Source organism: Agromyces atrinae, from assembly GCF_013407835.1.
In the GTDB taxonomy this organism is placed as follows: Bacteria; Actinomycetota; Actinomycetes; order Actinomycetales; family Microbacteriaceae; genus Agromyces; species Agromyces atrinae.
Genome location: NZ_JACCBI010000001.1, coordinates 998,408 through 1,025,347 on the forward strand (window position 1 = coordinate 998,408; position 26,940 = coordinate 1,025,347).

The 26,940-nt window shown below is 68.8% G+C and carries 26 protein-coding genes; 3 read left to right on the forward strand and 23 right to left on the reverse strand.

Annotated elements, in window-relative coordinates; translation table 11 throughout:
* Window positions 1–2: 2 nt before the first annotated feature.
* From BJ972_RS04855 to infC, 8 genes are all read right to left on the reverse strand, one after another.
* Window positions 3–935 (reverse strand): amino acid ABC transporter permease, encoded by a 933-nt coding sequence (locus BJ972_RS04855; protein WP_129172693.1) that lies wholly within the window; start codon window positions 933–935, stop codon window positions 3–5.
* Window positions 932–1,579 carry an amino acid ABC transporter permease gene (locus tag BJ972_RS04860; protein WP_129172694.1) on the reverse strand — a complete coding sequence of 216 codons (648 nt, stop codon included), beginning with the start codon at window positions 1,577–1,579 and terminating at the stop codon, window positions 932–934. The genes BJ972_RS04855 and BJ972_RS04860 overlap by 4 nt, the downstream gene beginning before the upstream one ends.
* A 57-nt stretch (window positions 1,580–1,636) precedes the next feature.
* The gene (locus tag BJ972_RS04865) at window positions 1,637–2,506 is read right to left on the reverse strand and encodes a glutamate ABC transporter substrate-binding protein (RefSeq protein ID WP_129172695.1); all 870 of its coding nucleotides are present in this window, start codon (window positions 2,504–2,506) and stop codon (window positions 1,637–1,639) included.
* A gap of 67 nt (window positions 2,507–2,573) precedes the next feature.
* Window positions 2,574–3,359 carry an amino acid ABC transporter ATP-binding protein gene (locus BJ972_RS04870; RefSeq protein ID WP_129172696.1) on the reverse strand — a complete coding sequence of 262 codons (786 nt, stop codon included), beginning with the start codon at window positions 3,357–3,359 and terminating at the stop codon, window positions 2,574–2,576.
* Window positions 3,360–3,452: 93 nt separating this feature from the next.
* Window positions 3,453–4,262, reverse strand: a complete 810-nt coding sequence (locus BJ972_RS04875; RefSeq protein WP_129172697.1) for a TrmH family RNA methyltransferase — start codon at window positions 4,260–4,262, stop codon at window positions 3,453–3,455.
* Window positions 4,263–4,338: 76 nt separating this feature from the next.
* Window positions 4,339–4,725 (reverse strand): 50S ribosomal protein L20, encoded by a 387-nt coding sequence (gene rplT / locus BJ972_RS04880; protein ID WP_129172698.1) that lies wholly within the window; start codon window positions 4,723–4,725, stop codon window positions 4,339–4,341.
* 31 nt (window positions 4,726–4,756) lie between these two features.
* The gene (gene rpmI / locus BJ972_RS04885; protein WP_129172699.1) at window positions 4,757–4,951 is read right to left on the reverse strand and encodes a 50S ribosomal protein L35; all 195 of its coding nucleotides are present in this window, start codon (window positions 4,949–4,951) and stop codon (window positions 4,757–4,759) included.
* Window positions 4,944–5,528 carry a translation initiation factor IF-3 gene (gene infC, locus BJ972_RS04890; RefSeq protein ID WP_129172700.1) on the reverse strand — a complete coding sequence of 195 codons (585 nt, stop codon included), beginning with the start codon at window positions 5,526–5,528 and terminating at the stop codon, window positions 4,944–4,946. The genes rpmI and infC overlap by 8 nt, the downstream gene beginning before the upstream one ends.
* Before the next feature lie 331 nt (window positions 5,529–5,859).
* Between infC and BJ972_RS04895 the strand changes: the two genes are divergently transcribed.
* Window positions 5,860–6,216, forward strand: coding sequence for a DUF1844 domain-containing protein (locus tag BJ972_RS04895; RefSeq protein WP_129173357.1), 357 nt, complete (start codon window positions 5,860–5,862; stop codon window positions 6,214–6,216).
* A 25-nt stretch (window positions 6,217–6,241) separates the two neighbouring features.
* On the opposite strand, the gene BJ972_RS04900 is transcribed toward BJ972_RS04895, so the two are convergent.
* From BJ972_RS04900 to BJ972_RS04935, 8 genes are all read right to left on the reverse strand, one after another.
* Window positions 6,242–7,018 (reverse strand): DNA-formamidopyrimidine glycosylase family protein, encoded by a 777-nt coding sequence (locus BJ972_RS04900; protein WP_129172701.1) that lies wholly within the window; start codon window positions 7,016–7,018, stop codon window positions 6,242–6,244.
* The gene (locus BJ972_RS04905; protein ID WP_129172702.1) at window positions 7,005–11,492 is read right to left on the reverse strand and encodes an ATP-dependent helicase; all 4,488 of its coding nucleotides are present in this window, start codon (window positions 11,490–11,492) and stop codon (window positions 7,005–7,007) included. Before BJ972_RS04905 ends, BJ972_RS04900 begins: the two co-directional genes overlap by 14 nt.
* A 51-nt stretch (window positions 11,493–11,543) precedes the next feature.
* Window positions 11,544–12,332, reverse strand: a complete 789-nt coding sequence (locus BJ972_RS04910) for an SseB family protein (RefSeq protein ID WP_129172703.1) — start codon at window positions 12,330–12,332, stop codon at window positions 11,544–11,546.
* Window positions 12,316–13,062 carry a bifunctional 1-(5-phosphoribosyl)-5-((5-phosphoribosylamino)methylideneamino)imidazole-4-carboxamide isomerase/phosphoribosylanthranilate isomerase PriA gene (priA, locus tag BJ972_RS04915; RefSeq protein ID WP_129172704.1) on the reverse strand — a complete coding sequence of 249 codons (747 nt, stop codon included), beginning with the start codon at window positions 13,060–13,062 and terminating at the stop codon, window positions 12,316–12,318. Before priA ends, BJ972_RS04910 begins: the two co-directional genes overlap by 17 nt.
* An 84-nt stretch (window positions 13,063–13,146) precedes the next feature.
* Window positions 13,147–13,779, reverse strand: coding sequence for an imidazole glycerol phosphate synthase subunit HisH (gene hisH, locus BJ972_RS04920; protein ID WP_129172705.1), 633 nt, complete (start codon window positions 13,777–13,779; stop codon window positions 13,147–13,149).
* Window positions 13,776–14,390, reverse strand: a complete 615-nt coding sequence (hisB, locus tag BJ972_RS04925) for an imidazoleglycerol-phosphate dehydratase HisB (RefSeq protein ID WP_129172706.1) — start codon at window positions 14,388–14,390, stop codon at window positions 13,776–13,778. The genes hisH and hisB overlap by 4 nt, the downstream gene beginning before the upstream one ends.
* Window positions 14,387–15,487 (reverse strand): histidinol-phosphate transaminase, encoded by a 1,101-nt coding sequence (locus BJ972_RS04930; RefSeq protein WP_129172707.1) that lies wholly within the window; start codon window positions 15,485–15,487, stop codon window positions 14,387–14,389. The genes hisB and BJ972_RS04930 overlap by 4 nt, the downstream gene beginning before the upstream one ends.
* A gap of 50 nt (window positions 15,488–15,537) precedes the next feature.
* Window positions 15,538–15,915 carry a LysM peptidoglycan-binding domain-containing protein gene (locus BJ972_RS04935; RefSeq protein WP_129172708.1) on the reverse strand — a complete coding sequence of 126 codons (378 nt, stop codon included), beginning with the start codon at window positions 15,913–15,915 and terminating at the stop codon, window positions 15,538–15,540.
* Between the two features lie 260 nt (window positions 15,916–16,175).
* On the opposite strand from BJ972_RS04935, the gene lexA reads away from it, so the two are divergent.
* Window positions 16,176–16,868, forward strand: coding sequence for a transcriptional repressor LexA (lexA, locus tag BJ972_RS04940; protein ID WP_129172709.1), 693 nt, complete (start codon window positions 16,176–16,178; stop codon window positions 16,866–16,868).
* 63 nt (window positions 16,869–16,931) lie between these two features.
* Here the strand turns inward: lexA and metE are convergent, their stop codons facing one another.
* The 3 genes from metE to hflX form a co-directional block, all read right to left on the reverse strand.
* Window positions 16,932–19,268 (reverse strand): 5-methyltetrahydropteroyltriglutamate--homocysteine S-methyltransferase, encoded by a 2,337-nt coding sequence (gene metE / locus BJ972_RS04945; protein ID WP_129172710.1) that lies wholly within the window; start codon window positions 19,266–19,268, stop codon window positions 16,932–16,934.
* Window positions 19,265–20,257: a methylenetetrahydrofolate reductase gene (locus BJ972_RS04950; protein WP_129172711.1), complete on the reverse strand. Its 993-nt coding sequence runs from the start codon at window positions 20,255–20,257 to the stop codon at window positions 19,265–19,267. The genes metE and BJ972_RS04950 overlap by 4 nt, the downstream gene beginning before the upstream one ends.
* A 193-nt stretch (window positions 20,258–20,450) precedes the next feature.
* The gene (gene hflX, locus BJ972_RS04955; protein WP_129172712.1) at window positions 20,451–21,980 is read right to left on the reverse strand and encodes a GTPase HflX; all 1,530 of its coding nucleotides are present in this window, start codon (window positions 21,978–21,980) and stop codon (window positions 20,451–20,453) included.
* Window positions 21,981–22,031: 51 nt separating this feature from the next.
* Between hflX and BJ972_RS04960 the strand changes: the two genes are divergently transcribed.
* On the forward strand, window positions 22,032–22,646 hold the full coding sequence (locus tag BJ972_RS04960) for a class I SAM-dependent methyltransferase (protein WP_129172713.1): 615 nt from the start codon (window positions 22,032–22,034) through the stop codon (window positions 22,644–22,646).
* Here BJ972_RS04960 and dapF read toward each other — a convergent pair.
* The 4 genes from dapF to BJ972_RS04980 are packed head-to-tail and all read right to left on the reverse strand — an operon-like array spanning window position 22,643 to window position 26,912.
* Complete coding sequence (dapF, locus tag BJ972_RS04965; protein WP_129172714.1) at window positions 22,643–23,524, reverse strand: diaminopimelate epimerase; 882 nt, start codon at window positions 23,522–23,524, stop codon at window positions 22,643–22,645. The two genes, BJ972_RS04960 and dapF, sit on opposite strands and share 4 nt — an antisense overlap.
* 4 nt (window positions 23,525–23,528) lie before the next feature.
* Window positions 23,529–24,449 (reverse strand): tRNA (adenosine(37)-N6)-dimethylallyltransferase MiaA, encoded by a 921-nt coding sequence (gene miaA, locus BJ972_RS04970; RefSeq protein WP_129172715.1) that lies wholly within the window; start codon window positions 24,447–24,449, stop codon window positions 23,529–23,531.
* Window position 24,450: 1 nt separating this feature from the next.
* A complete protein-coding gene (gene miaB / locus BJ972_RS04975) occupies window positions 24,451–26,082 on the reverse strand; it encodes a tRNA (N6-isopentenyl adenosine(37)-C2)-methylthiotransferase MiaB (protein ID WP_129172716.1) in 1,632 nt (543 codons plus the stop codon).
* A 56-nt stretch (window positions 26,083–26,138) separates the two neighbouring features.
* Window positions 26,139–26,912 carry a regulatory protein RecX gene (locus BJ972_RS04980; protein WP_164989872.1) on the reverse strand — a complete coding sequence of 258 codons (774 nt, stop codon included), beginning with the start codon at window positions 26,910–26,912 and terminating at the stop codon, window positions 26,139–26,141.
* Window positions 26,913–26,940 lie beyond the last annotated feature (28 nt).

The following is a 26,940-nucleotide window of genomic DNA, read 5'->3' on the forward strand; positions in this document are numbered from 1 at the left end:
CGCTATTTATCGGTGCCGTATGCCTGCAGCTTGAGCGTCGCGAGAGACGGATCGAGCTCTTCCGGTCCTCCGACCGGCCCGCTGCCGCGGCCACCGCGACGAGCCTTCCGCCCGCCGCTCGCCGTGCGCTTCGAGAGCCAGCGCGCGAAGAAGGAGAGCGCGAGGTTCATCGCGAGGTAGATGAGCGTCGCGACGACGAACAGCGAGAACAGGTAGCGGTTGCCGTAGAACGAACCGAGGTTGTTGATCGTGCGGCGCAGCAACTCGTCGTAGCCGACGATGTAGCCGAGGGACGTGTCCTTGAGCAGGACCACGAGCTGCGCCACGATGATCGGCAGCATCTGACGGAAAGCCTGCGGGAACTCGACGAGCATCTTCGACTGCAGAGGTCGCATGCCGAGGCTCAGCCCCGCTTCGCGCTGTCCGCGCGGAAGTGAAGCGAGTCCGGCGCGCAACGACTCGCCGATGAGCGCGCCGTTGTAGACGATGAGCGCGATCACGACGGCCCAGAACGCCCCGGTGGAACCGACGAGCAGGATGAAGAGCATCATCAGCAGCACGGGCATGCCGCGGAAGAACTCGAGCACGACGGCGATCGGGATGCTGATCCACTTCGTCTCGGCGCTCCGCAGGATCGAGAAGACGATACCGAGAGCGACCGCGCCCACGGCGGCGACGGCCGCCGCCTGAAGCGTCGCGACGGCACCCTCGCCGATGAACCGCCACACCACGGGGTCGGCGAAGATGTCCCACCGGGTCGCGTCGAACATTCCGGGCAGGACCATGCCGCCCGACGCCGGCCGCGGAGCGGCGAGCGTGAAGTAGATCCAGACGAGGCCGGCGACGATCAGGACGCCGGCGACGATGGAGAAGGTCCTCGAGAGGGCGCGCGCACGCGGGCCCGGGGCATCGAAGAGAACACTCGAACCGCTCATCGCTGAACCACCCACTTTCTTTCGAGGCGGGCCGCGAGGAGCCCGAGGGGAACGGTGATCACGAGATAGAACGTCGCGACCCCGAGCAGGACCGCGATGACCGCGTTGCCGTTCGCGTTCGCCAACTCCTTACCGACCGTGAAGAGCTCGGCGACGAAGAAGCCGCCGGCGACCGACGTGTTCTTCGTGAGTGCGATGAACACGTTGATCAGGGGCGGAACGGTCATGCGGAACGCCTGCGGGAAGACGATGAAACCCACCGTCTGGGCGAATCCGAGGCCGATGCTGCGAGCCGCCTCCGCCTGACCCACGGCCACACCGTTGATGCCGGAGCGCAACGCCTCAGCGACGAACGGCGACGTGTAGACCGCGAGGCCGATCATCGCGGCGATGAGGTACGGCAGATCGGATCCGAGGTACGGGAGGATGAACGCACAGAAGATGAGCACGAGCGTCAGCGGCGTATTGCGCACGATCTCGGTGTAGACCGTGGCGAAGCCGCGCAGCGACGCGACGGGCGAGATCCGCATGGCCGCGATGAGCGTACCGATGACGAGCGCCGCCAGGCCCGAGACGACGAGCAGCAGGAGCGTCAGTTGGAAACCGCTCAGATAGCGCGGCAGGTTGTCGATAACGACGTCCACGCGAGTCCTTCCATCAGAGGGAGTCCGGGCCGGCGATCAACGCCGGCCCGGATCGAATCAGTAGCGGTCGACTGCGGGAGGATCGACGAACGGCAGGACGGTTCCTGCGGTCTCGTTCCATGCCGCCTCGTAGGTGCCGTCGCTGTACGACTCCTCGAGGACATCGTTGATCCAGTTGCGGAACTCGGTGTCGTCGAGTGCGAGACCGATGCCGTAGGGCTCTTCGGTGAACGGCTTACCGGCGATCTTGAACTCGCCCTCGTTCTGAGCGGCGAGGCCCGCGAGGATCACGTTGTCGGTCGACACCGCGACGACCGCGCCCGAGCGCAGCGGCTCGAGGCAGTTCGAGTACGTGTCCGTGAGCACGGGCTCGGCACCGATCTCGGCGAGCTTCGCCGCGGGCGTCGAGCCGGTGACCGAACAGACGGGCTGGCCGACGAGGTCGTCTTCGCTCGTGATGTCGTCGTTGTCGGCGAGCACGAGGATCGACTGTCCGGCCATGTAGTACGGCCCGGCGAAGGAGATGACTTCCTTGCGCTTGTCATTGATCGTGTACGTGGCGATGACGAGGTCGACCTGACCGTTCTCGATGAACGGCTCGCGGTTCGCGGACACCGTCTCGACCCACTCGATGTTCTCGGGTGCGATGCCGAGCTTGCCGGCGATGATCTTGCCGATCTCGACGTCGAACCCGACCGGGTCTCCGTCGGGGCCGAGCAGGCCGAACAGCGGCTGGTCGAACTTGGTGCCGATGGTGATCTTGCCGGCGTCGGCCAGCGTCGCCATCGTCGTGCCCGCTTCGAACTCCGGGGCCTCCTCGACCGGCGCCGTCGTCGCTCCGGCGTCGCCTCCGCTCGCGCAACCCGCGAGCAGCAGCATTCCCGCAGCCGCCAGTGCGACGCCTGCGAACCTCTTCTGCATCTTCATCGTGTAGTCCCCTCTCGGTGTATCCGTGGTGCCTGACCGCGGTAGCGGTTCAGATCCTGCCGTCGCCTCAGTGCTCGAGGATCTTCGACAGGAAGTCTTGGGCCCGCTCGGACTGCGGGTTGTCGAAGAACTCGATCGGAGTCGCCTCCTCGACGATCTGACCGTCGGCCATGAACAGCACGCGGTCGGCGGCCTTGCGGGCGAAGCCCATCTCGTGTGTCACGACGATCATCGTCATGCCGTCCTTCGCGAGACCGACCATGACGTCGAGGACCTCGTTGATCATCTCGGGGTCGAGCGCGCTCGTGGGCTCGTCCATGAGGATGAGCTTCGGGTTCATGGCGAGCGATCGCGCGATCGCGACGCGCTGCTGCTGGCCGCCCGAGAGCTGAGCGGGCATCTTCTGGGCCTGGTTGGCGACGCCGACGCGCTCGAGCAGCTCCATGGCCTTCTTCTCGGCATCCTTGCGCGAGAGCTTCTTGACCTTGATCGGGCCGATCGTGACGTTCTCGAGCACGGTCTTGTGCGCGAAGAGGTTAAAGGACTGGAACACCATGCCGACATCGGCTCGCAGCTTGGCGAGCTCGGCACCCTCTTCGGGCAGCACCTTGCCGTCGATCGTGATCGAACCGGAGTCGATCGTCTCGAGACGGTTGATCGCGCGGCAGAGGGTCGACTTGCCCGATCCGCTCGGGCCGATCACGACGACGACCTCGCCGCGGTTGACGACGGTGTTGATGTCGTTCAAGACATGCAGTTCGCCGTAGTGCTTGTTGACCTTGTCGACGATGACGAGAGGCTCCCCGCGTCGAACGGAAATGTTGGACGTCGCCGGGGTCGCTGTGGGCTCCATAGTTCCCAAACTAGTGAGCGCCGCGTTTCCGTCACATGACGACACATGATCGGTTACCGTTTCGTGACCCTCGTTTGCGGGCCGACTCGAGACCTAGTGGTCGACGGAGCGCTGGGCGAACGCACTTTCGTACAGGCAGACGGAGGCCGCGGTCGCGAGATTCATCGACTCGGCATGACCGTAGATCGGCACGGTGATGGCCCGATCGGCGAGGCCGAGGGCGTCATCCGGCAGCCCCCGCGCCTCGTTGCCGAAGAGCCAAGCGGTGGGGCCGTCGAGGGCGCCGGCGTTGCGCGCGTCGAGAAGATCGTCGCCCTTGATGTCGGCCGCGATGATCGTGAGGCCCGCGGCACGCACACGATCGCGGACGTCGTCGAGCGAGGCGCCGACGGCGACGGGGACGTGGAAGATCGACCCGGTCGAGGCTCGCACGACCTTCGGGTTGTAGAGGTCGACGCTGCGCCCGGTCAGGATGACGGCGTCGGCGCCCGCCGCGTCGGCGGCTCGGATGATCGTGCCGGCGTTGCCGGGGTCGCGCACCTCTTCGAGGATGGCGATGAGCTTGGGCTCCGCGGCGATGATGTCCTTCACGGCCGTCGGGAACTGCTTGCACACGGCCACGAAGCCCTGCGGCGTCACCGTATCGGCCATCGTCTCGAGCACCTCTTCGGAGACAAACTCGAGATCGACGCCGGCCGCACTGGCCGCCTCGGCGATCTCGGGGTGACGTTCGAGCGCCGTCGGCGTGCCGTACAGCTCGGAGAGCAGCTCGGGTCGGAACGTCAACGCCTCGGAGACGGCCTGCGGGCCTTCGAGAAGGAACATGCCGCTATCGGCACGTGCCGCCTTGCGCGCGAGCTTGGCGACGGCGCGAACGCGCGGGGAACGGGGGTTCTCGAGCATGTCGCCAGCTTAGAGGTCGGAGGTAACAGAAAGGCCCGGCACCCCTGAGGGGCCGGGCCTTTCTGAAGAAGATGCTTTACGCAGCAGCCTTCGGCGCGCTCGTGTCGGCCGGGAGGGCCTTCTTGGCCGTCTCGACGAGAGCCGCGAACGTCGCGGGCTCGTTCACGGCGAGCTCGGCGAGGATACGACGGTCGACCTCGACGCCCGCAAGGCCGAGGCCCTGGATGAGGCGGTTGTAGGTCAGGCCGTTCGCACGCGACGCAGCGTTGATGCGCTGGATCCACAGACGACGGAAGTCACCCTTGCGGGCACGACGGTCGCGGTACGAGTAGACGAGCGAGTGAGTGACCTGCTCCTTGGCCTTGCGGTACAGGCGCGACCGCTGACCGCGGTAGCCCTCGGCGCGCTCAAGGATGACCCGACGCTTCTTGTGGGCGTTGACAGCCCTCTTTACTCTTGCCATTTCTCTATCTTCCTAACGAATCGGGCGCGGCTCAGCGGCCGAGGAGCTTGTTGACGACCTTGGCGTCAGCCGGCGACAGGACCTTGTCCTGGTTCAGGCGACGCGTGCGCACGGAGGACTTGCCCTCGAGGTTGTGGCGCATACCGGCCTGCTGCTTCTTGAGCTTGCCGGTTCCGGTGATCTTGAAGCGCTTCTTCGCCCCCGAATGGGTCTTCTGCTTAGGCATTGTTCTCCTCCTGTCGAGCCGCCTTGCTGGCGGCACGTTGTGCGTTTGCCTCGGCCTTGGCCTCGGACTTGTTCTTGATCGGGGCGATAACCATCACCATGTTCCGACCATCGATTGTGGGGTTCTGCTCGACGCCACCGAATTCGGCGACATCTTCTGCGAAGCGCTGCAGCAGACGCACGCCCATCTCGGGGCGGGACTGCTCACGGCCACGGAAAAGGATCATCGCCTTCACCTTGTCGCCGCCCTGCAGGAAGCCGATGGCGCGCTTCATCTTGGTCTCGTAGTCGTGCTTGTCGATCTTGAGGCGGAAGCGAACCTCTTTGAGGATCGTGTTCGCCTGGTTGCGCCGGGCTTCCTTCGCCTTCTGCGCAGCCTCGTACTTGTACTTGCCGTAGTCCATGATCTTGGCGACCGGGGGCTTGGAGTTCGGTGCGACCTCGACGAGATCGAGTTCGGCCTCCTGCGCCAGACGCAGCGCCACTTCGATCTTGACGACGCCGACCTGTTCTCCGCTCGGTCCGACGAGGCGGACCTCGGGGACGCGGATACGGTCGTTTGTACGGGGATCGCTGATGCGGGTTCTCCTCTACTCAAGCCTGCGGCTACCGAACGAGACGGATGCCTCGTGCAGACGAGAACGGAGATCCACGCACGACGGCGCGATCACAACACATGATCGAACTGTTCGTGCCGCACCCTGCCTACTCCCCCGTGGTGATCCTTCGATCACCGCGACGGAGCGGAGTGCAAGACCCGGTAACCTTGATGAAGCGGTTGCGCGGGTGGGAGATTCTCCACTTTCGTACCGGGGTGTGACCCCGGAGCCCGCATGAGTCTAGCAGAGGAACGGCGTGGAAGACACTTCATCCCCGGTCGAGCAGGGTTTCGACGACAACCAGCGAGCGATCGACGACGCCGACCGCGCATTTTCGGATGCCGCAGCCGACGCCACGCGCGATATCGCCGATGTCGCGGCGGTGGAGGTCATCACCACGACGGCCGTCCACCTCATGAGCGCGGCAGCCGTGAAGTGCGGGCTCGCCGACGACCCCGAGAGCCAGCAGGACCTCGATGAGGCGCGGAAGCTCATCAACGCTCTCGCCGGTCTCATCACGGCCGCCGCCCCCGAAGTGAGCGACATGCACGCGCGCAGTCTCCGCGACGGTCTGCGTTCGCTTCAGCTCGCCTTCCGTGAGGCGTCGGTCATCCCCGACCCGATCGGCAAGGGCCCCGGCGAGAAGTGGACCGGCCCCGTCAACTGACCCGCCGGGCGCGCTCGAGCACCCCTCAGATCTGGCACGACGGGCACCAGTACGTCACGCGCAGTTCGAGCGCCGAGCGGCCGAACTCTCCGCGCTGGATGGTGGTGCCGCATCGCAGGCACGCCTCTCCCCCGCGTCCGTAGACCCAGAGACGACGTCCGCGGCGCAGATCACCCGTCGTCACCCGTTCGGGTCGATCGCGATTGGCGACGATCACGCGGCGTGCGAGATCGACGAGTGCGGGAAGGTCGACGTCGGCGACCGGACGGTCGGGCCGGATGCCGCGGAGGAAGCACAGCTCGTTGACGTACACGTTTCCAAGGCCGGCGAGGTTGCGCTGCTCGGCGAGCGCGACGATGACCTCCGCCTCGGGACTCGCTCCGAGCCGCGTCACGGCCTCGGCGGCATCCCAGTCGGGTCCGAGGAGGTCGGGGCCGAGGTAGCCGAGCGCATCGTGCTCGTCGTCGCGCGCGATGACCTCGAGCTTTCCGAGCTCGAAGCCCACGGCATCCACCTGCTCGTTCCGGAGGATGACGCGGGCCTTCCACGCCGGCTTCCGCCACCGTGCCCCGGCCGGGTAGACGTCCCAGATGCCCTCCATCTTGAGGTGCGAGTGGATGACGGCATCGCCCGCACGTACGAGGAGGTGCTTGCCGCGGCTGTCGACGCTGTCAACGACGCGCCCGCTCAGGTCGACGGTCGCGAAGCGCGGCATGCGGAAGTCGGTGCTCGTGAGCTCGAGCCCGACGAGCGCGTCGCGCAGCAGGCGAGCCTGTCGCCAGACGGTGTCACCCTCGGGCACTGATCCTCAGCCCCTTCGGTGTCTCTCGGAAGTCGTTCGCCCGCAGGGCCGCACCGAGGGCCGACCCGATGACGAAGTCTCCGTTCGACGTCTCGACGCGGAGCATGCCGATGCCGTCGAGCCTCACGAGGGCGGCGAGAGCGGCAGCGGCGCGCTCGAGCACCTCGCCGTCGTCGGAGAAGACGAGAGCCGACCGCCCGCCGCGTTCGAGGTAGAGCACGAGCTCGCCGTCGACGAGAGCGACGAGGGCACCGGCCTTCCGACCGGGTCGATGCGTGCCCTCTCCGGGAACAGCGGGCCACGGCAGGGCGGCGCCGAACGGATTCGCCGGGTCGGTCGCGGCGAGCGCCACCGCCTGCGGCTTCGCCGGAGCCCGCAGCCGGTCGACCGCGCCGGGTGCTCCGAACTGGGCGCCGCCGAGCCCCTCCACGAAGTAGCCCCGCCGGGCGCGGCCCGACTCCTCGAACCCGCCGAGGGTGCGGTAGACGAGCGCGAAGCCGCCGATGATGGACTCGGCGACGGCGGAGCCACGGGTCACCACGCCGTAGCGGTCGAGGAGGGTCTCACCGAGCGCGGCGGCTCGCGCGGTCGCGTCGGTCGAGGCGAGCGGAAGGATCGACCAGCGACCGCCGACGGTCGGCGGCCCCGTGCGGGCGAGCAGCTGCGCGCGTGCGCCGGCTCTGCTCGGTCGCCCGGGTCGCCCGGGTCGCGCGCGCGGAGTGACCGGCGCCTGCCGGTGCGTCGTCGAGCCGCCGGAGAGCAGGGCGCGGAGCGGCGCGAGGGTGTCGTTCGTGATCGTGCCCCGCCAGACCAGGTCCCACAGGGCGTCGACGAGTTCGTCGTCACCGTCGACACCGACGGCATCGGCGAGCTGACGGAAGAAGTAGCCTGCCCCGGTTCCGAGCTGCGCGACGATCTCGCGCTGCAGGTCGGAGAGGTCGCTCGCATCGGCGCCGATCGGCAGGCTGAGCGCCGCCGAGTCGGCGAGGTGCAGGCTCACCCAGCCGTCGTTGCCGGCCATGCCGCCCGCGCCGGCCCACAGCACGTCACCGGTCGCGGTCAGCTCGTCGAGCAGCGCGGGCCGGTAGTCGGAGACCCGAGCAGGGAGCACGAGTGTCTCCCACGACGATGCCGGCAGCCGGACACCCTCGAGCTGCTCGACGACCGACAGCACGCCATCGAGTCCGCGCAGCCCTCCCCCGATGTTCTGCCACGACGACAGGAACCGTGCGTAGCTCTGCGGAGGCACGGCCTCGATCTCGTTGCGGAGCGCGGCGAGGGACCGACGTCGGAGTCGGCGCAGCACCTCGGCGTCGCACCACTCCGACCCGGTTCCGGTCGGGCGGAACTCGCCCTCGACGACACGGCGCTCGGAGGCCAGTCGGCGAAGAGCGGAGAGAGCGACCGCCGTGCCGATACCGAATCGGAGGGCGACGGCACTCGCGTCGAACGGACCGTGGGTGCGCGCGTAGCGGCCCACGAGGTCTCCGAGCGGGTCGGCGACGGCTTCACCGAAGACGGCAGGCACGCCCGGAGGGACCGGCACTCCGAGGGCATCGCGGAGCCGAGCCGCATCCTCGACCGCGATCCACCAGGAGCGACCCGCGAAACCCACCTCGGCCACGCGCTTCGCGCGCGCGAGGTCGGCGAGGGCCTCGGCGACCTCGGTTCCGGGTTCCACGCGCAGCCCGATCTCCTCGACCGTCAAGGGGCCGAGGTCGCGCACGAGATCAGCGATCCCCTCGGCTCCACGTGCCCGCCGGTTCTCCGCGAGGTGCTGCAGCTCGCTCTCGGTCGTCTCGATGACCGACGGGTCGAGGACCTCGCGCAGCTCGACCGTTCCGAGGAGGTCGGCGAGGAGCGCGGGATCGATCGAGAGCGCGGCGGCGCGACGCTCGGCGAGCGGGGAGTCGCCCTCATAGAGGAACGCGCCGACGTAGCCGAACAGCAGGCTCGACGCGAAGGGGCTTGCGAGCGGCGTCTCGACCTCGACGACGGACACCTCCCTACTGGCGATCCTCCCGGTGAGGTCGAGGAGCGCGGGGACGTCGTAGACGTCCTGGAAGCACTCGCGGATCGTCTCGAGGATGATCGGGAAGTCGGCGTAGTCACGAGCGACGTCGAGGAGCTGACTGGCTCGCTGGCGCTGCTGCCAGAGCGGTGAGCGTCGGCCGGGGTTGTAGCGCGGGAGCAGGAGCGCACGAGCGGCACACTCCCGGAATCGCGACGCGAAGAGGGCAGAGCCGCCGATCTGCTCCGTGACGATGGGCAGGATCTCATCGGTCTCGAAGAGGAAGAGGTCGGCGCCGGGAGGCGTGCTCTCGGTGTCGGGTACACGGATGACGATGCCGTCGTCACTCGCGACGGCGTTGGCGTCGACCCCGAACCGCTCGCGCACACGCGTTCCGATCGCGAGCGCCCAGGGTGCATGCACCTTCATGCCGTACGGCGAGTGCAGGACGACGCGCCAGTCGCCGAGCTCGTCGCGGAATCGCTCGATGACGAGGGTCTCGTCGTTCGGCACGCGCCCCGTCGCTGCGCGCTGCTCGGTGAGGTATGTCATGAGGTTCTCGGCGGCGTTCGTGTCGAGACCGATGGCGGCGAGCCGCTGGGCGGCGGCCGACGAGTCGGCCGCGAGCGTCTCGCGGATGAACGCCCCGATCGCTCGGCCGAGCTCGGCCGGACGCCCGATGCCGTCGCCCTTCCAGAACGGCAGCCGCCCCGGCTCGCCGAACGCCGGGCTCACGACGACGCGATCGTGCGTGATCTCCTGGATGCGCCAGCTCGTCGCACCGAGAGCGAAGACGTCGCCGACGCGTGACTCGTAGACCATCTCTTCGTCGAGCTCACCGACACGGCGACCCGGCCCGGCTTCGCCGACCATGTAGACCCCGAACAGACCGCGGTCGGGAATGGTGCCACCGCTCGTGACCGCGAGCCGCTGGGCGCCGGGCCGACCCGTGATCGTGCCGGCCTCGCGGTCCCACACGATGCGGGGGCGGAGCTCGGCGAACTGATCGGACGGATAGCGACCGGCGAGCAGATCGAGCGTGGCATCGAAGGCGGAGCGCGGGAGGGCGGCGAACGGTGCCGAACGGCGCACGAGGTCGAACCACTCCTCGACGTCGAGCGTGTCGAGCGCGCACGCGGCGATCGTCTGCTGAGCGAGGATGTCGAGAGGATTGGAGGGCACCGTGAGCTCTTCGATGAGCCCGGCCACCATGCGCTCCGCCGCGACGCTCGAGTGCACGAGGTCGGCACGATGCTTGGGGAAGAGCACACCGCGTGAGACCTCGCCCACCTGGTGGCCTGCACGACCGAGCCGCTGCAGCCCGCTCGCGACCGACGGGGGCGACTCGACCTGCACGACGAGATCGACCGCACCCATGTCGATACCGAGCTCGAGGCTCGACGTCGCGACGACGCAGCGCAGCGAGCCCGACTTCAGGTCGGCCTCGATGTCGGCGCGCTCCTCTTTGCTGACCGACCCGTGGTGGGCCCGGGCGAGGAGCGGCTCGGCGCCCGAGGTCTGCCCCGCCCCGCCGAGCATGGCAGCGGGCACCGCGTTCGCCGGCTCGAGCACGCCGACACGCTCGGCGTAGAGCTCGTTGAGACGCGCGGTCAGTCGCTCGGCGAGGCGCCTCGAGTTGGCGAAGACGATGGATGACCGGTGCGCGAGCACCTCGTCGAGGATCGCCTCCTCGACGCGGGGCCAGATCGATCCGGCCGACTCCGACAGGTCGGTCATGTCGCTGAGCGGCACGACGACCCGCAGGTCGAACTTCTTCTCGCTCGGCGGATCGACGATCGCGACCGGCTTCGAGGCCTGGAGGAAGCGCGCGACGGCCTCGGGCGGACGCACGGTCGCCGAGAGTCCGATGCGCTGCGCGGGCGACGGGAGCAGCGCGTCGAGCCGTTCGAGCGAGACAGCTAGGTGCGAGCCGCGCTTCGTCGCCGCTATCGCATGGATCTCATCGATGATGACTGTGTCGACGTGGCGCAGGGTCTCGCGCGCGCTCGATGTGAGCATGAGGAAGAGCGACTCAGGCGTCGTGATGAGGATCTCGGGAGGATTCGTCAGGAGGGCTCGCCGCGCCGCGGGCAGGGTGTCGCCCGAGCGCACGCCCACGGACACGGCGGGCAGAGGCTGGCCGATGCGCTCGGCGGTGCGGCCGATGCCGACGAGCGGCGCCCTCAGGTTGCGTTCGACGTCGACGCCGAGCGCCTTGAGCGGCGAGAGGTAGAGCACGCGGGTACCCGCACCGGGTTCACGGTCGGGATCATGCGCGAGACGGTCGATCGCCCAGAGGAACGCGGCGAGCGTCTTGCCCGAGCCTGTCGGGGCGATCACGAGCGCGTCGTCGCCGCGCGAGATGGCCTGCCAGGCCTCGGCCTGAGCCGCGGTGGGCGCGGCGAACGACTCGGCGAACCACGTTCGCGTCGCCGGCGTGAAGAGATCGAGCACGGTGCTCATCTGACCATCACATCAGATACGGCCGACATCGCATTCGGCCTCGCACTCAGCTCAGTCGGCCGCTACGATTCGCACGGCGAGCGAGTCGACGCGTTCGGCGATCACGTCGTCGGCGGCCCACCGCGAGGCCAGTCGCGCGAGCACGGCGTCGAGCTCGGTGCGCGTGAGTCCCGCGAGGATGCGGAGGCGCACGAGGAGCTCAGGGCCCGCGAGACGGTGATCCGGGTCTCCCGAGTCGAGATCGACCCCGACGACCGCGAGTTCGGTCTCGATCGACCGGGCGAACGCCTGCTCGACGGCAGGATCGGCATAGCTCGGTCGCCACTCGAGCGAGCGCGCGATCGACCACACCGCCGGCCGACGGATCGCGAACTCGGTCGACGATCCGGCATCGAGCACGACGAGGTCCGTGCCGTCGTCCGCCGCAGCGAGAGCCACCCGAACACCGTCGGCCGGCACAGGACGGGCCACGGGGTTCCAGCGCGTCATCGCCTCGACCGAGCTGAAGACCGGGAGCACCTTTCGGCCGTCCGGTCCGGCGACGGTCACGATCGAGAGCTCCTGGCTCTTGTCGGCCGCGAGACCGTGCACGCCCTCGGCCGACTCGCCCAGCTCGGCGAGCAGCGGTATGAGCAGGCGCGACCCGCGGAAGGCGTCGACGACGACGGACGCACCGACATCGTTCCCGCGGAATCGAGCGAGTGCGTCGACCAGCTCGGCGGGCGCGCTGCCGTCATCCGCCGAGTGCGCGTTCGCCTCGAACGACCGACCGGCCCACGGCTGGCCGGCCGAATCGGCCGGGAGCGCAGGCGTCGCGCCGTCGTCAGTAGCCGGCGACATCGAGGGCCTCGCCGAGCGTGAACGCACCGGCGTACAACGCCTTGCCCACGATCGTGCCCTCGAGACCGAGCGGAACCAGATCGCGGAGCGCCGCGATGTCGTCGAGGCTCGAGATGCCGCCCGACGCGATGACGGGTCGGTGAGTCCGCTCCATGACCTGACGGAGGAGATCGACGTTCGGGCCCTGCAGGGTGCCGTCCTTCGTGACATCCGTCACGACGTAGCGCGCGCAACCGGCATCCTCGAGGCGGTCCATGACCTGCCAGAGGTCGCCGCCGTCCTGGGTCCACCCGCGCGCCGCGAGAGTCGTACCGCGAACGTCGAGACCGACGGCGATCGCCTCGCCGTAGCGAGCGATGACGGAAGCGGCCCACTCGGGGTTCTCGAGAGCAGCCGTGCCGAGGTTGATGCGCTTGGCGCCGATCTCGAGGGCGTTCTCGAGGCTCTCATCGTCACGGATGCCGCCCGACAGCTCGACGTTCACGCCGCGCACCTGACGGATGGCCTTCTTCAGCACACCGGCGTTGCTGCCCCGGCCGAACGCTGCGTCGAGGTCGACGAGGTGAATCCACTCGGCGCCCTGGTCGGCCCACTCCGCGGCGGCATCGACGGGGTCACCGTAGTTGGTCTCGGTACCCGTTTCGCCCTGGGTCAAACGCACGGCCTTACCGCCCGCGACGTCGACGGCCGGAAGCAGCACCAGCTTCGGCGACCTGCTGAACTCGCTCATCACTATCCTCGGATCCTGACCGGTTGGACTCAGCCGGCACAGTCACAGAATCTTACTCGGCCGCCGACGCGCCGACGTTCACCGTCACAGGGTGCCGAGCCAGTTCTGCAGCAGACGGATGCCGGCCGCCGACGACTTCTCGGGGTGGAACTGCGTCGCCGACAGCGGGCCGTTCTCGACCGCGGCGAGGAATCGATCGGAGTGCGTCGCCCAGGTCAGCCGCGGCTGCGGGAACGGCGGCTGGACGTCGAGGGTCCACGAGCGCGCCGCGTACGAGTGCACGAAGTAGAAACGCTCGTCGCGGATGCCGTCGAAGAGGACGGAGTTCTCGGGAGCGTCGACCGTGTTCCAGCCCATGTGCGGGAGGACGGGTGCTTCGAGTTCGTCGACCACTCCGGGCCATTCGCCGAGTCCCTCGGTGTCGACCCCGCGCTCGATGCCGCGTTCGAAGAGGACCTGCATGCCGACGCAGATGCCGAGCACGGGGCGACCGCCCGAGAGCCGGCGATCGATGATCTCGTCGCCGCGCACCGCGAGCAGCGCGTCGACGACGGCCGAGAACGCACCGACTCCCGGCACGAGGAGGCCGTCGGCCTCGACCGCCGTGCGCTTGTCGGAGGACAGCACGACATCGGCGCCCGCGTGCTCGAGCGCCTTGACGGCGGAGTGGACGTTGCCCGAGCCGTAGTCGAGGACGACGACGCGCGGAGCGCTCACAGAGCGCCCTTGGTCGACGGCACGCCCGACACGAACGGGTCGAGCGCCTTCGCCTGACGGAACGCGCGCGCGAACGCCTTGAACTCGGCCTCGGCGATGTGGTGCGGATCGCGGCCGCCGAGCACCGTGAGGTGCACGGTCAGCCCCGCGTTGAGCGTGATGGCCTCGAACACGTGGCGCACCATCGAACCGGTGAAGTGACCGCCGATGAGGTGGAACTCGAAACCGGCGGGCTCCCCCGTGTGCACGAGGTACGGGCGGCCCGAGATGTCGACGACGGCCTGGGCGAGCGCCTCGTCGAGAGGGACGAGGGCGTCGCCGTAACGCGAGATGCCGCGCTTGTCTCCGAGCGCCTGACGGATCGCCTGTCCGAGCACGATGCCGATGTCCTCGACCGTGTGGTGGACGTCGATCTCGATGTCGCCCTTCGCACGCACCCGCAGGTCGGTCAGCGAGTGCTTCGCGAACGCCGTGAGGAGGTGGTCGAAGAACGGGACGGAGGTCTCGATGTCGCTCGTACCGGTTCCGTCGAGGTCGAGGGAGAGGTCGATGCTCGACTCGCTCGTCTCGCGCTGAACGCGTGCGGTCCGGTTCGGGGTGGTGCTCGTCATGAGGTCATCCTATTGCCGCGTTCTGCGGCGAGTTCGGCGATGGCGGTGAGGAAGGTCCTGGTCTCGGCTTCGGTGCCGGCCGTCACCCGCAGGTGACCGGGGATGCCGACGTCGCGCACGAGGACGCCGCGGTCGAGGAGCGCCTCGAACACCGCGTGCGGATCGTCCACCCCGCCGAAGAGCACGAAGTTGCTCGCACTCTCGTGAGGCGTGAAACCCAGCTCGCGCAGTCGCACGACGATGCGATCGCGCTGTTCACGGATCTCGCCGACCATCGCGAGCATCTCGTCGGAGTGGGCGAGCGCACCCAGGGCGGCCGCCTGCGTCAACGCCGACAGGTGGTACGGCAGCCGGACGAGGCGGAGCGCGTCGGTCACCGCCGGGTCGGCGGCGAGGTAGCCCACGCGTGCCCCGGCGAAGGCGAACGCCTTGCTCATCGTGCGTGACACGAGGAGTCGAGGATGCTTCGACAGCAGCGAGAGCGCGCTCGGCGTGCCCTCGGGGGCGAACTCGATGTACGCCTCGTCGACGACGACCATGCCGCGAGCGTGCGACGCCACGGCGTCGATGACGTCGAGCGACAGCGGGGTGCCGGTCGGGTTGTTCGGACCGCAGAGGATGACGATGTCGGGGTCGTGCTCGTCGAGGGCGGCGACCGCCGACGCGATCGAGATCGAGTAGTCGTCGGCACGAGGCACGCCGATCCACCGGGTGTCGGTGCCGCCCGCGAGAAGCGGGTACATGGAGTACGTCGGCGTGAAGCTCAGCACCGAGCGGCCCGGGCCGCCGAAGGCCTGGAAGATGTGCTGGAGCACCTCGTTCGACCCGTTCGCGGCCCAGATCTGATCGGCCACGAGGCCGTGGCCGAGATAGGCGGCGAGTTGCTCGCGCAACTCGGTGAACTCACGATCGGGGTAACGATTGAGCGTGAGGATCGCGGCCGCGAGCCGCCCCAGCACGTCGTGGGCGACAGCCTCGGGGATGGGATGCGTGTTCTCGTTGACGTTGAGCGCGACGGGCACCGTCTTCTGGGGTGCACCGTACGGGGTCTTACCGCGCAGATTGTCGCGCAGCGGGAGGTCGTCGAGAGAAGTCACCCGATCAGCCTAACGAGCGTGACGGCCGCCTCTGTGCGACCGTGCCCGAATCAGTAACCGAGAGGAACGGCGATCTGCTGACCCGGTTCGAGCGACGAGCTCGTGAGGCCGTTGAGGCTCGTGATCTCGGCGATGACGTCGCGCGGGTCGACCGTCGGCGCGAGCGACTCGGCCAACGACCAGAGCGACTGACCCGGCTCGATCGTGACGTAGCGGAACGAGACATCGGCGCTGGAACTGCCGGCCACCGCGGGAACAGCGCTCAACCCCGCGAAGAGTGCGACGGCGACGACCGGTACTGCGGCCAGGGAGGTGAGCACGATGCGCCCGCGTCGCGTGAGACGCAGACGGGTACGCGGGGCGACGGATCGACCTGCGTCGACACCACTACCGATAACGAACGGGCTGCTGGCGATAACCGTGCTCATGTCACACCTCCTGAGTGTTCGCATGCGGCCCTCGGCCGGGAGAGCCGCATGCGAAGATGTATTCCGAACCTATCTTCGATTATTCGAAAGTTCAAGTACTTCTTCGGAAGATTTCGGTTCTGAGATCGCGACACACTCGAAGAGATGTTTGTCTCGGTCGAACGGCGGCGATACAGTTTCGAGTACCTGGTGACATTCGATCAGGGACCACTGACACTCGGCCCGCCCACGACGTGCGGAGCCCGGAGAGGGGCACACCAGTGAGCAACGACACCGACGCCGAACGGCCGGCGCGCACGCGCCGTCGCAAGAGCCTGAGCGCGAAGCAGCTCTCCATCCTCGAGTTCATCCAGCGGTCGGTGAGCCAGCGAGGCTATCCGCCGAGCATGCGCGAGATCGGCGATGCTGTCGGGCTCGCATCGCTGTCGAGCGTCACCCATCAGCTCAACCAGCTCGAGCTGAGCGGCTATCTCCGCCGTGACCCCAACCGCCCGCGCGCGCTCGAGATCCTCATCGACGTGCCTCAGAGCGAGGGCACGACGACCGACGTCGACTCCTACTCGAGCACGCCCATCGGCGACGCCGCGATGGTCCCCCTCGTCGGTCGCATCGCCGCCGGCATCCCGATCACCGCCGAGCAGCAGATCGATGAGGTGTTCCCGCTCCCCCGGCAGCTCGTCGGCAAGGGCGAGCTCTTCATGCTCAAGGTCGTCGGAGAATCGATGATCGACGCGGCCATCTGCGACGGCGACTGGGTCGTCGTGCGCGCGCAGAAAGAGGCGGAGAACGGCGAGATCGTCGCCGCGATGCTCGACGGAGAAGCGACCGTCAAGGTGTTCCGGCAGCGCGACGGCCACACGTGGCTCCTCCCCCGCAACAGTGCCTTCGAGCCGATCCTCGGCGACGAGGCCGACGTGCTCGGCAAGGTCGTCGCCGTGCTCCGCGCCGTCTGACCGACACGAACGAGAGAACGCCCCCGGCACCGAGCCGGGGGCGTTCTGTCGTGCTGATCGCGTCTACGCGTCGGCGAGCTGTGCGCGCACGGCGCGCGTGGCCTCGAGGATGTTGCGGAGCGAGGCCACCGTCTCGTCGTATCCGCGCGTCTTCAGTCCGCAGTCGGGGTTGACCCAGACCTGGCGCTCGGGGATCGCGGCGACGGCCTTCTCGAGGAGCGAACGCACCTCGTCGACGCTCGGGACGCGCGGCGAGTGGATGTCGTACACGCCCGGACCGATGCCGTGGTCGAACCCGCTCGACTGCAGGTCGTCGACGACCTCCATGCGACTGCGCGCGGCCTCGATGCTCGTGACGTCGGCATCGAGGTTCTGAATGGCGTCGATGACCACGCCGAACTCCGAGTAGCAGAGGTGCGTGTGGATCTGCGTCTTCGCCTCAACGCCCGCCGTCGCGAGACGGAAGGAACCCACCGACCAGTCGAGGTAGTCGGCGTGGTCGGCGTTCTTGAGCGGGAGCAGTTCGCGGAGTGCGGGCTCATCGACCTGGATGACACCGATGCCGGCGGATTCGAGGTCGGCGATCTCGTCGCGCAGCGCGAGCGCCACCTGACGTGCCGTCTCGCCGAGCGGCTGGTCGTCGCGCACGAACGACCACGCGAGGATCGTCACGGGGCCGGTGAGCATGCCCTTGACGGGCTTCTCGGTGAGGCTCTGCGTGAAGACCGACCAATCGACGGTGATCGGCGCCGGGCGCGACACGTCACCCCACAGGATCGACGGACGCGTGCAGCGGCTGCCGTACGACTGCACCCAGCCGTTCTGCGTCACCTCGAAGCCGTCGAGGTTCTCGGCGAAGTACTGCACCATGTCGTTGCGCTCGGGCTCACCGTGCACGATGACGTCGAGACCGATCTCCTCCTGGAGATCGACGACACGGCGGATCTCGTCGCGCATGAGCTCGAGGTACGCGGCCTCGTCGATGTCGCCCTTCAGGAGCTGGGCGCGGGCACGGCGGATCTCGCCGGTCTGCGGGAACGAGCCGATCGTCGTCGTCGGCAGCGGCGGGAGGTCGAGTGCGGCGTCCTGCGCGGCGAGGCGCTCGGCGTACGACCCACGCGAGAAGGCGCTGTCGTCGAGGCCGGCGAGGCGCGCACGGACGGCGCCGTCGCGAACGCCGGGCGCGTCGGCGCGGTCGGCGAGAGCGGCGGTGGCGGCGGCGAGCTCGGCCTCGATCGCGGAGCCCCCGTCACGGATGCCGCGTGCGAGCGCCACGACCTGCGCGACCTTCTGGTCGGCGAAGGCCAACCAGCTGACGAGGCGAGCATCGAGGAGCGACTCGTCGGCGACGTCGTGCGGGACGTGCTGGAGCGAGGTGGACGTCGACACGGAGACGTTCGGGCTCAGGGCGCGCACGCCCTCGGCCGCGGCGAACGCTCCCGCGAGGTCGCCGCGCCACACGTTGTGGCCGTCGACGACGCCGGCGACGAGCGTCTTCGTGGCGAGGGCGGAGACCGCTGCATCGTCGAGCCCGGTCGGCAGCGAGCCGCGCACCAGGTCGAGGCCGATCGCGTCGACCGTCGAGGCCGCGAGCACCGGCAGGGCGTCGTCGAGGCTGCCGTACGGGGCCGCGACGAACAGCTGCGGCCGACCGGCGACCGCGCCCAGCACCGCGTACGCACGCTCGAGGGCGGCGAGCTGCTGATCGCGGGGAACGGTGATGCTCTCGTTGACGAGACCGGGCTCGTCGAGCTGAACCCACTCGGCGCCGGCGAGGGCGAGGCGCTCGAGCAGCTCGACGTAGACGGGGAGCAGGTCGTCGAGACGCTCGATCGGCGAGAAGCCCGCGCCCGCGTCATCCGCCGCCTTGCTGAGCAGGAGGAACGTGACCGGTCCGACGATCGACGGGCGCGTCAGGAATCCGGCGGCCTTCGCCTCCTCGAACTCGCGGACGATGCGATCGCTCGAGAGCGAGAACACGGTGTCGGGTCCGATCTCCGGCACGAGGTAGTGATAGTTCGAGTCGAACCACTTCGTCATCTCGAGAGGGGCGTCGTCGCCCTCGCCGCGCGCGATCGTGAAGTACGCGGGAAGACCGATCGAGCCGTCCGACTCGCGCAGACGCTCGAAACGCGCGGGGATCGCGCCGACGGCGACGGCCGCATCGAGCACCTGGTCGTAGAACGAGAACGTCTCGGGAATCGCCGAGTCGTCCTGACCGAGCCCGAGTCCGGCGAGTCGGGTACGCGTGACCGCACGCAGTTCGGCGGCCGCCGTCTCGAGGTCGTCGAGCGACGAACGACCCGCCCAGTACGACTCGACGGCCTTCTTCAGCTCACGTCGACGACCGATGCGCGGGTAGCCGAGGATGGTGCCGGACGGGAACGGGGTGCTGCTCATATCGTGTACTCGATTCTCTCGGAGAGGCTGGAACGGGTGGGGGTCGACACCGTGAGACGGTCGATCGTCGAGAGGACGGCCTCGTGGCGGTTGAAGGTGTAGAGGTGCAGGCCGGGGGCGCCGCCCGCGAGCACCTCGCTGCCGAGACGGGCCGCGTAGTCGACACCGATCTCGAGCTGGCCGGCCTCCGACGGCTCGACCTGCAGCGCGATCGCGAGGTCGGACGGAGCGGGAACCCCGGTGAGCTCGGCCAGACGGCGCAAACGCGCGGGAGTCGTGACCGGCATGATGCCCGGCAGGATGTCCATCGTGACGCCCGCAGCGCGGGCGCGATCCACGAAGCCGAGGTAGTCGTCCGCGTACCAGAACAGCTGCGTGATCGCGAGGTTCGCGCCGGCGACCTCCTTCGCGAGGAGTGCGTCGATGTCTTGCGAGGGGAAACGCGACCGGGGGTGCCCGGTCGGGAACGCCGCGACGGCGACGCGCTCGGGGCGCGGACGGTCGCGGATCTCGCTCGCGCGCGTTCCCGGGATGCGCGACTGGCCGAACGGCTCCCGCTCCTCCTGCACGCGGTGGATGAGCTGCACGAGCTCGGCGGACGACGCGAGATCGCCGATGGCGTCGTCGCCGTCGACGGCGCCCTTCGGCGGGTCGCCGCGAAGCGCGAGGAAGCTCGTGATCCCGGCGTCGAGGAACTCACGGACGAGTCGGTTCGCATCGGCATGCGACGAACCGACGCACGTGAGGTGGGCCATCGGCTCGACGTCGGTGTGGTCGAGGATGTAGCGGAGCACCGTGAGGGAGGGCCCGCGCGAGGTGCCTCCCGCGCCGAAGGTCACGGAGATGAAGTCGGGATCGGCCTCGGCGAGGCGATCGATGGTGCGGCCGAGGGCGAGTGCCGCCGCATCGTTCCGCGGCGGGAAGAGTTCGAACGAGACGCGCGGGCGACAGGCCGCGTCGGCGGCGGCCGAGGGACTGGAGACGGGCATCGAGGGGATCCTTCGCGAGGGAGACTGACCCCGCCCGACGGATGTCGAGCGGTGGCGTTTCTTCGCGGGCGGATGCCGGGCTCGGCTGTCGCTCCGGCGAGCACGGGGTGCTCGCAACGAGTGATTCGAGACTACGACTCAGCGGCTCTGACGGAAATGCGCGTTTCGGATTGTGACGCGGACGGCGGCGGACTCAGCCGACCGGCTGGGCGCGCGCGTACTCGGCGAGCTGGTTCGCCTGCTCCGGGCTGACCAGGGCGTGCACACGCGTGCCGTCCTCGAGGTACTCGGTCTCGAGCACGCGGGCCGTCTCGTGAAGGCTCGACACGAGGTCGCCGCGGTCGTACGGGATCACGAGCTCGACGTCGATCGAGGGGTCGGGCAGCATGCGCGTGATGGCCGCGAGGATCTCGTCGACGCCTTCGCCGGTGCGCGCGGACGCGAAGACCGCGTTCGGCGCCAGTCCGCGAAGGATGAGACGCTCTTCCTCGGTCACGAGGTCGGCCTTGTTGAAGACCACGAGCTCCGGGATGTCGCGTGCGCCCGTCTCACCGATGACGTCGCGAACGGTCGTCAGCTGGCTCGCCGGGTCGGGGTGCGCGGCGTCGACGACGTGCACGACGAGGTCGGAATCGGCGACCTCTTCGAGCGTCGAGCGGAACGCCTCGACGAGCTGGTGAGGGAGGTTGCGCACGAAGCCGACGGTGTCGGCGATCGTGTAGACGCGTCCGTCACTCGTCGTGTTGCGGCGCACCGTCGCGTCGAGGGTCGCGAAGAGCGCGTTCTCGACGAGCACCCCGGCTCCGGTGATGCGGTTCAGGATGCTCGACTTGCCGGCGTTCGTGTAGCCCGCGATCGCGACCGACGGCACGGCGTTCCGGCGACGGTTCGCTCTCTTGGCCTCACGGGCGGGCTTCATGCCGGCGATCTGTCGACGGAGCTTCGCCATGCGGTTGTGGATGCGTCGGCGGTCGAGTTCGATCTTCGTCTCACCCGGGCCGCGCGAACCCATACCGGCGCCCGCGCCACCCACCTGGCCACCGGCCTGGCGCGACATCGAGTCACCCCAGCCGCGCAGGCGCGGGAGGAGGTACTCGAGCTGGGCGAGTTCGACCTGCGCCTTGCCCTCGCGACTCTTCGCGTGCTGGCTGAAGATGTCGAGGATGACGGCCGTGCGGTCGATGACCTTGACCTTGACGACGTCCTCGAGCGCACGCCGCTGGCTCGGTGCGAGCTCGGAGTCGGCGATCACGGTGTCGGCGCCGAGCGACTTGACGATGCCGGCGAGTTCTTCGGCCTTGCCCCGGCCGAGGTACGTGCTGGGGTCGGGGTGCGGACGACGCTGCAGGAGTCCGTCGAGCACGTGCGCGCCCGCCGTCTCGGCGAGGGCGGCCAGTTCGCGGATCGAGTTCTCGGCGTCGGAGAGCGTTCCCTGCGAGTACACGCCGATGAGCACGACGTTCTCGAGGCGCAGCTGCCGGTACTCGACCTCGGTGACGTCTTCGAGCTCGGTCGAGAGGCCGGCGACTCGGCGGAGAGCCGCACGTTCCTCGCGCTCGAATTGCTCGCCGTCGCTCCCGCCCGCGACATCCGCGGATCGAGTCTGGAGGGCGTTCGCCGAACCATCGCCGAACAGCGAATAGCCGCTCGAGCGTGTTTCGGCGCCGTTCAGGATGCGCGCGACGGCGTCGTCGCCGGGGGCATCGTGCTGCGCTTCAGTCATCGTCTCCACCCTAGTTCCTCAGATCCGTGGATCTGCTGTAGTTTCCCCTGTATGGCGTCGGAGCACTATTTCACCTCGCAACCCGCAAGCGGATCGGCGCTCCGCGAGATCACGGTCCATCTGGGCGGCCGCGATGTGCGGCTGACGACCGCGGGGGGCGTGTTCAGCCCCGACCACATCGACGTCGGCACCCAGGTGCTGCTCGCGAACTCTCCCGTCGCTCCCCCGAGCGGCGATCTGCTCGACCTCGGGTGCGGCTGGGGGCCGATCGCCCTCGACCTCGCGCTCGCCTCTCCCGAGGCGACCGTCTGGGCCGTCGACGTGAACGAGCGGGCGCTCGACCTCGTGCGACGGAACGCCGCGACTCTCGGCCTCTCCAATGTCAACGCCGTGACGCCCGAGGATGTTCCCGAGGGGATCACCTTCCGCACGATCCGCTCGAACCCGCCGATCCGCGTCGGCAAGAACATCCTCCACGACATGCTCATGCACTGGCTGCCGCGTCTCGAGCCGGACTCGGACGCATGGCTCGTCGTGCAGCGGAACCTCGGTTCCGACTCGCTGCAGCGCTGGCTGCAGGACGAGCTGCCGAGCACCTACGGCGTCGTGCGCGCCGCCACGGGCAAGGGCTACCGCGTCTTGCACGTACGGAAGCGCACGCACTAACCGAGCGCGAGCACTCCGTCGAAGACGAGCTCAGCGGGCCCCGAGAGGGCGACGTGCTCGCCTTCCTCGGTCGGGAACATCCTGACGCCGACGACTCCACCGGGAACCTCGACGCGCCAGTCGTTCGGCGCACCGGCGCCGGCCCAGTGCCGCACGGCGAGGGCCGCCGCGACGGCTCCCGTGCCGCACGAGAGCGTCTCGCCCGATCCGCGTTCGTGGACGCGCATGCGGATGCGACCCACCCCGTCATGGACGAGCGGGTCTGCCGGCACGACGAACTCGACGTTCGCTCCGTCGGCGGCGGGAGGGTCGAGGATCGGCGCGACGCCGAGATCGAGCTCGTCGAGCTCGCGCTCGTCGGCGAGGGCCACGACGACGTGCGGGTTACCGACGTTGATGCCGAGCCCGGGTCGGGGAACGGCGAGATCGCGCGCTCGCACGAGCGGCTCTCCCCCGTCGAGGCGCCAACGGCCGAGATCGACCTGGAAGCCCGAGGTGCTGCGCTGTACATCGCGCACGCCCGCGCGGGTGCCGATCGGCAGCGTCGAACCGGGGGCGATCTCGGCAAGCCCTTGCTCGACGAGGTAGCGGGCGAACACGCGGATTCCGTTGCCGCACATCTCCGAGACGGTGCCGTCCGAGTTCCAGTAGTCCATGAACCACTCGGCTTCGGAGTCTTCAGCGAGTGCCGCGGCCCCGGCCGCGAGGTTCGTCGAGCGGACGGCACGGATGATCCCGTCGCCGCCGACCCCGAAATGACGATCGCAGATACCGCTGATCTGCTCGGGAGTGAGCTCGATCGCACCATCGGGGTCGGAGAAGAGCACGAAGTCGTTTCCCGTGCCCTGGCCCTTGGTGAATGTCAGTTCGAACGCCATGACTTCAGTCTAGGGACGAGAGGCGGGCGATCTGCTCGCGGACGGCGGTGGCATCGCCGGAATCGACGAGGGCGGCCTCCCGGTAGCGCGAGAACCAGCCGACCTGTCGCCGGGCGTATCGGCGTGTGAGGCGTTGCGTCTCGGCGATCGCCTCGTCTCGCGAGACGGTGCCGTGGATCTCGTCGATCGCCTGACGGTAACCGATCGCGCGACTCGCGGTGACGCCGCGCTCGATGCCGAGAGGGAGCAGCCGCCTTACCTCGTCGATGATGCCGTCGGCCCACATGGCCTCGACCCGCCGGTCGAGTCGATCGACGAGTACGTCGCGCGGCGTCGTGAGCATCACCGTGCGGTGCTCGCGCCACACGAGGGGCTCGTCGGGAAGTCGCGCCGCCGCCGGTTCTCCCGTGATCTCGATGACCTCGAGTGCTCGAACGATCCGCCGACCGTTCGTCGACCCGATGGCCGCGGCCGTCTCCGCATCGAGGTCGGCGAGACGGCGCGCGAGGATGCCGGGACCGAGTCGCTCGAGTTCATCCTCGAGTCGCGCGCGGACGGCGGCATCCGTGCCCGGGAACTGGAAGTCGAACAGCACGGATGACACGTAGAGGCCCGATCCTCCGACGAGGATGGGCACGGCGCCCCGCGCGATGATCGCATCGATCGCGGCGCGAGCCTCGACCTGGTAGCGCGCGACCGAGGCCTCCTCGGTCACGTCGAGCACGTCGAAGAGGTGGTGGGGCACTCCGCGTCGCTCACCGACGGCGAGCTTCGCGGTGCCGATGTCCATGCCGCGGTAGAGCTGCATCGCATCGGCGTTCACGACCTCGGCGCGGCCCCCGTGTCGCGCGATCTCCTCGGCGACGTCGAGCGCGAACGCCGACTTGCCCGTTCCCGTCGCACCGACGACGGCGACGACGCTCACCTCAGCGCTCGTCGTCGTTCACGTCGTAGATCGGCACGGTGCTCACGAGGTCGGGGCCGAAGCCCGGCTTGATGAGCGGGCGGATGTCGCTGCGGGGCCGCAGCGCGGGAAGACCGAGTGACACACGCGCGGGTGCCGAGCCGTCGGACGGCGCAGCGGGCACGCCGCAGCTGTCGGCCTGGGCGCGATCCCACGCGTCGCCGGCACGGGTGCGTCGGATACGGAGAGGCGAACCGTCGGGCGAATCGGCGATGAGGTGGAAGGACGCCGCCTGCGAGATGACGACGCTCACGATGTCGCCGGGGCGCGGGATGTCGCTGCCCTCGGGCACCTCGAAGTGCACGAGTCGCGAGTCTTCGGCGCGGCCGGAAAGGCGATGCGTCTCGGCATCTTTCTTGCCCTCGCCCGTGGCGACGAGCAGTTCGACCCGACGGCCGACGAGATTCTCGTTCTCTTCGCGGGAGATGCGGTCTTGGAGTGCCGTCAGTCGCTCGTAGCGCTCCTGGACGACCTCCTTCGGAACCTGATCGTCCATCGTCGCCGCCGGAGTGCCCGCGCGGATCGAGTACTGGAAGGTGAAGGCGGAGGCGAAGCGTGCGGCCTCGACGACGCGCATGGTCTCAAGGAAGTCTTCCTCGGTCTCCCCCGGGAATCCGACGATGATGTCGGTCGAGATCGCCGCGTTCGGGATCTTCGCGCGAACGCGGTCGAGGATGCCGAGGAACTTCTCCGAGCGGTACGAACGTCGCATCGCGCGGAGGACGCGGTCGGAGCCCGACTGCAGGGGCATGTGGAGCTGCGGCATGACGGCGGGCGTCTCGGCCATCGCATCGATGACGTCATCGGTGAACGCCGCGGGGTGCGGGCTCGTGAAGCGGATGCGCTCGAGCCCCTCGATCGCGCCGGCCGCGCGCAGGAGCTTGCCGAACGCGAGTCGATCGCCGAACTCGACGCCGTACGAGTTGACGTTCTGGCCGAGGAGCGTGACCTCGATGGCGCCGTCGTCGACGAGAGCCTGCACCTCGCCGAGGATCTCGCCCGGGCGACGGTCCTTCTCTTTGCCGCGGAGCGAGGGCACGATGCAGAACGTGCAGGTGTTGTTGCAACCGACGGAGATGGACACCCAGCCGCTGTAGCTCGAGTCGCGCTTTGTCGGGAGTGTCGACGGGAAGGTCTCGAGGGCGTCGAGGATCTCGAGCTGGGCCTCGTCGTTGTGACGAGCTCGCTCGAGGAGGCTCGGCAGCGAGCCCATGTTGTGGGTGCCGAACACGACGTCGACCCACGGCGCCTTCTCGAGGATCGTGTTCTTGTCCTTCTGGGCGAGGCAGCCGCCGACGGCGATCTGCATACCCTCATGACGCCTCTTGACGCTCGCGAGGTGGCCCAGGTTTCCGTAGAGCTTGTTGTCGGCGTTCTCACGCACGGCACACGTGTTGATCACGACGATGTCGGCCTCGGTGCCGTTCGCCGGCACGTAACCGGCTGCCTCGAGCGACCCGCTCAAGCGCTCGGAGTCGTGGACGTTCATCTGGCAGCCGAAGGTGCGCACTTCGTACGTGCGTGCCCGACCGGTCGGATCGAGAGAGGCCGACGAGACGTCGATGGCGTTCGGCGAGGTCGTGAGGGTGCTCATGATGCGGACAAGTCTACGTTCGCCGTGTGCGGAGTCTCACGTCGCCCGTGAGCGTCTCAGCGCAGGCCCAACGCGGAGCGCGCCGCCTGGCGTGCGACCGAGCCGTTGTAGCCCTTGCGCTGGAGGAAGCCGACCAGCCGCCGCTCGGCGACGTCGGACGTGAGCGAACGCATACTGCGGGCGCGCTTCTCGGCGAGTTCGAGGGCTGCACCGGCATCGTCGTCGGGCAGAGCGGCGATCGTCTCGATGATGACCGCGGAATCGATGCCGCGGCGGAACATCTCTCGTTCGACGAGAGCACGCCCCATGCCCTTCCGCTCGTGATGCGAGCGCACGATCTCTTCGGCCAGTCGTGCATCGTCGAGATAGCCGAGCCGCTGAAAGCGCGACAGGATCGCGTCGGCGTCGTCTCCGACGGCACCCTCGGCCGTCAGCAGACGATAGGCCTCATCCATCGAGAGCGACTTCGATCGCAGGCGTCGGAGAAGCCGGTCTTCGGCCGCCTGGCGCGTCTCGGTCTCGTCGTCCTCGAGATCGTCGGCATCCTCATCGGAGCCGTCGATGTCGGGATCGGAGGAGTCTCGAGCGCCCGCGCCGAAACGGGCGACCGTGACTCGCGCTCCCGCCGGAGAGGCGGCTGTCGGGGACGCAGCGAGGCGTGAGACCCGCGGGCTCGGCGGCGTCTCGTCTTCGCCGAACTCCCAGCCGGGCTTCGGACCCGCTGCGATCGCGTCGCTCGCGGACGCAGGCCCCTGGACCGCGCCGCTCGCCCCCGGAAGATACGAGACCGGAGCGAGGCGCTCGTCACCCGTCGATTCGTCTCGACTCATGATGTGCTCCTCGCTCCGGTCTCGCGGG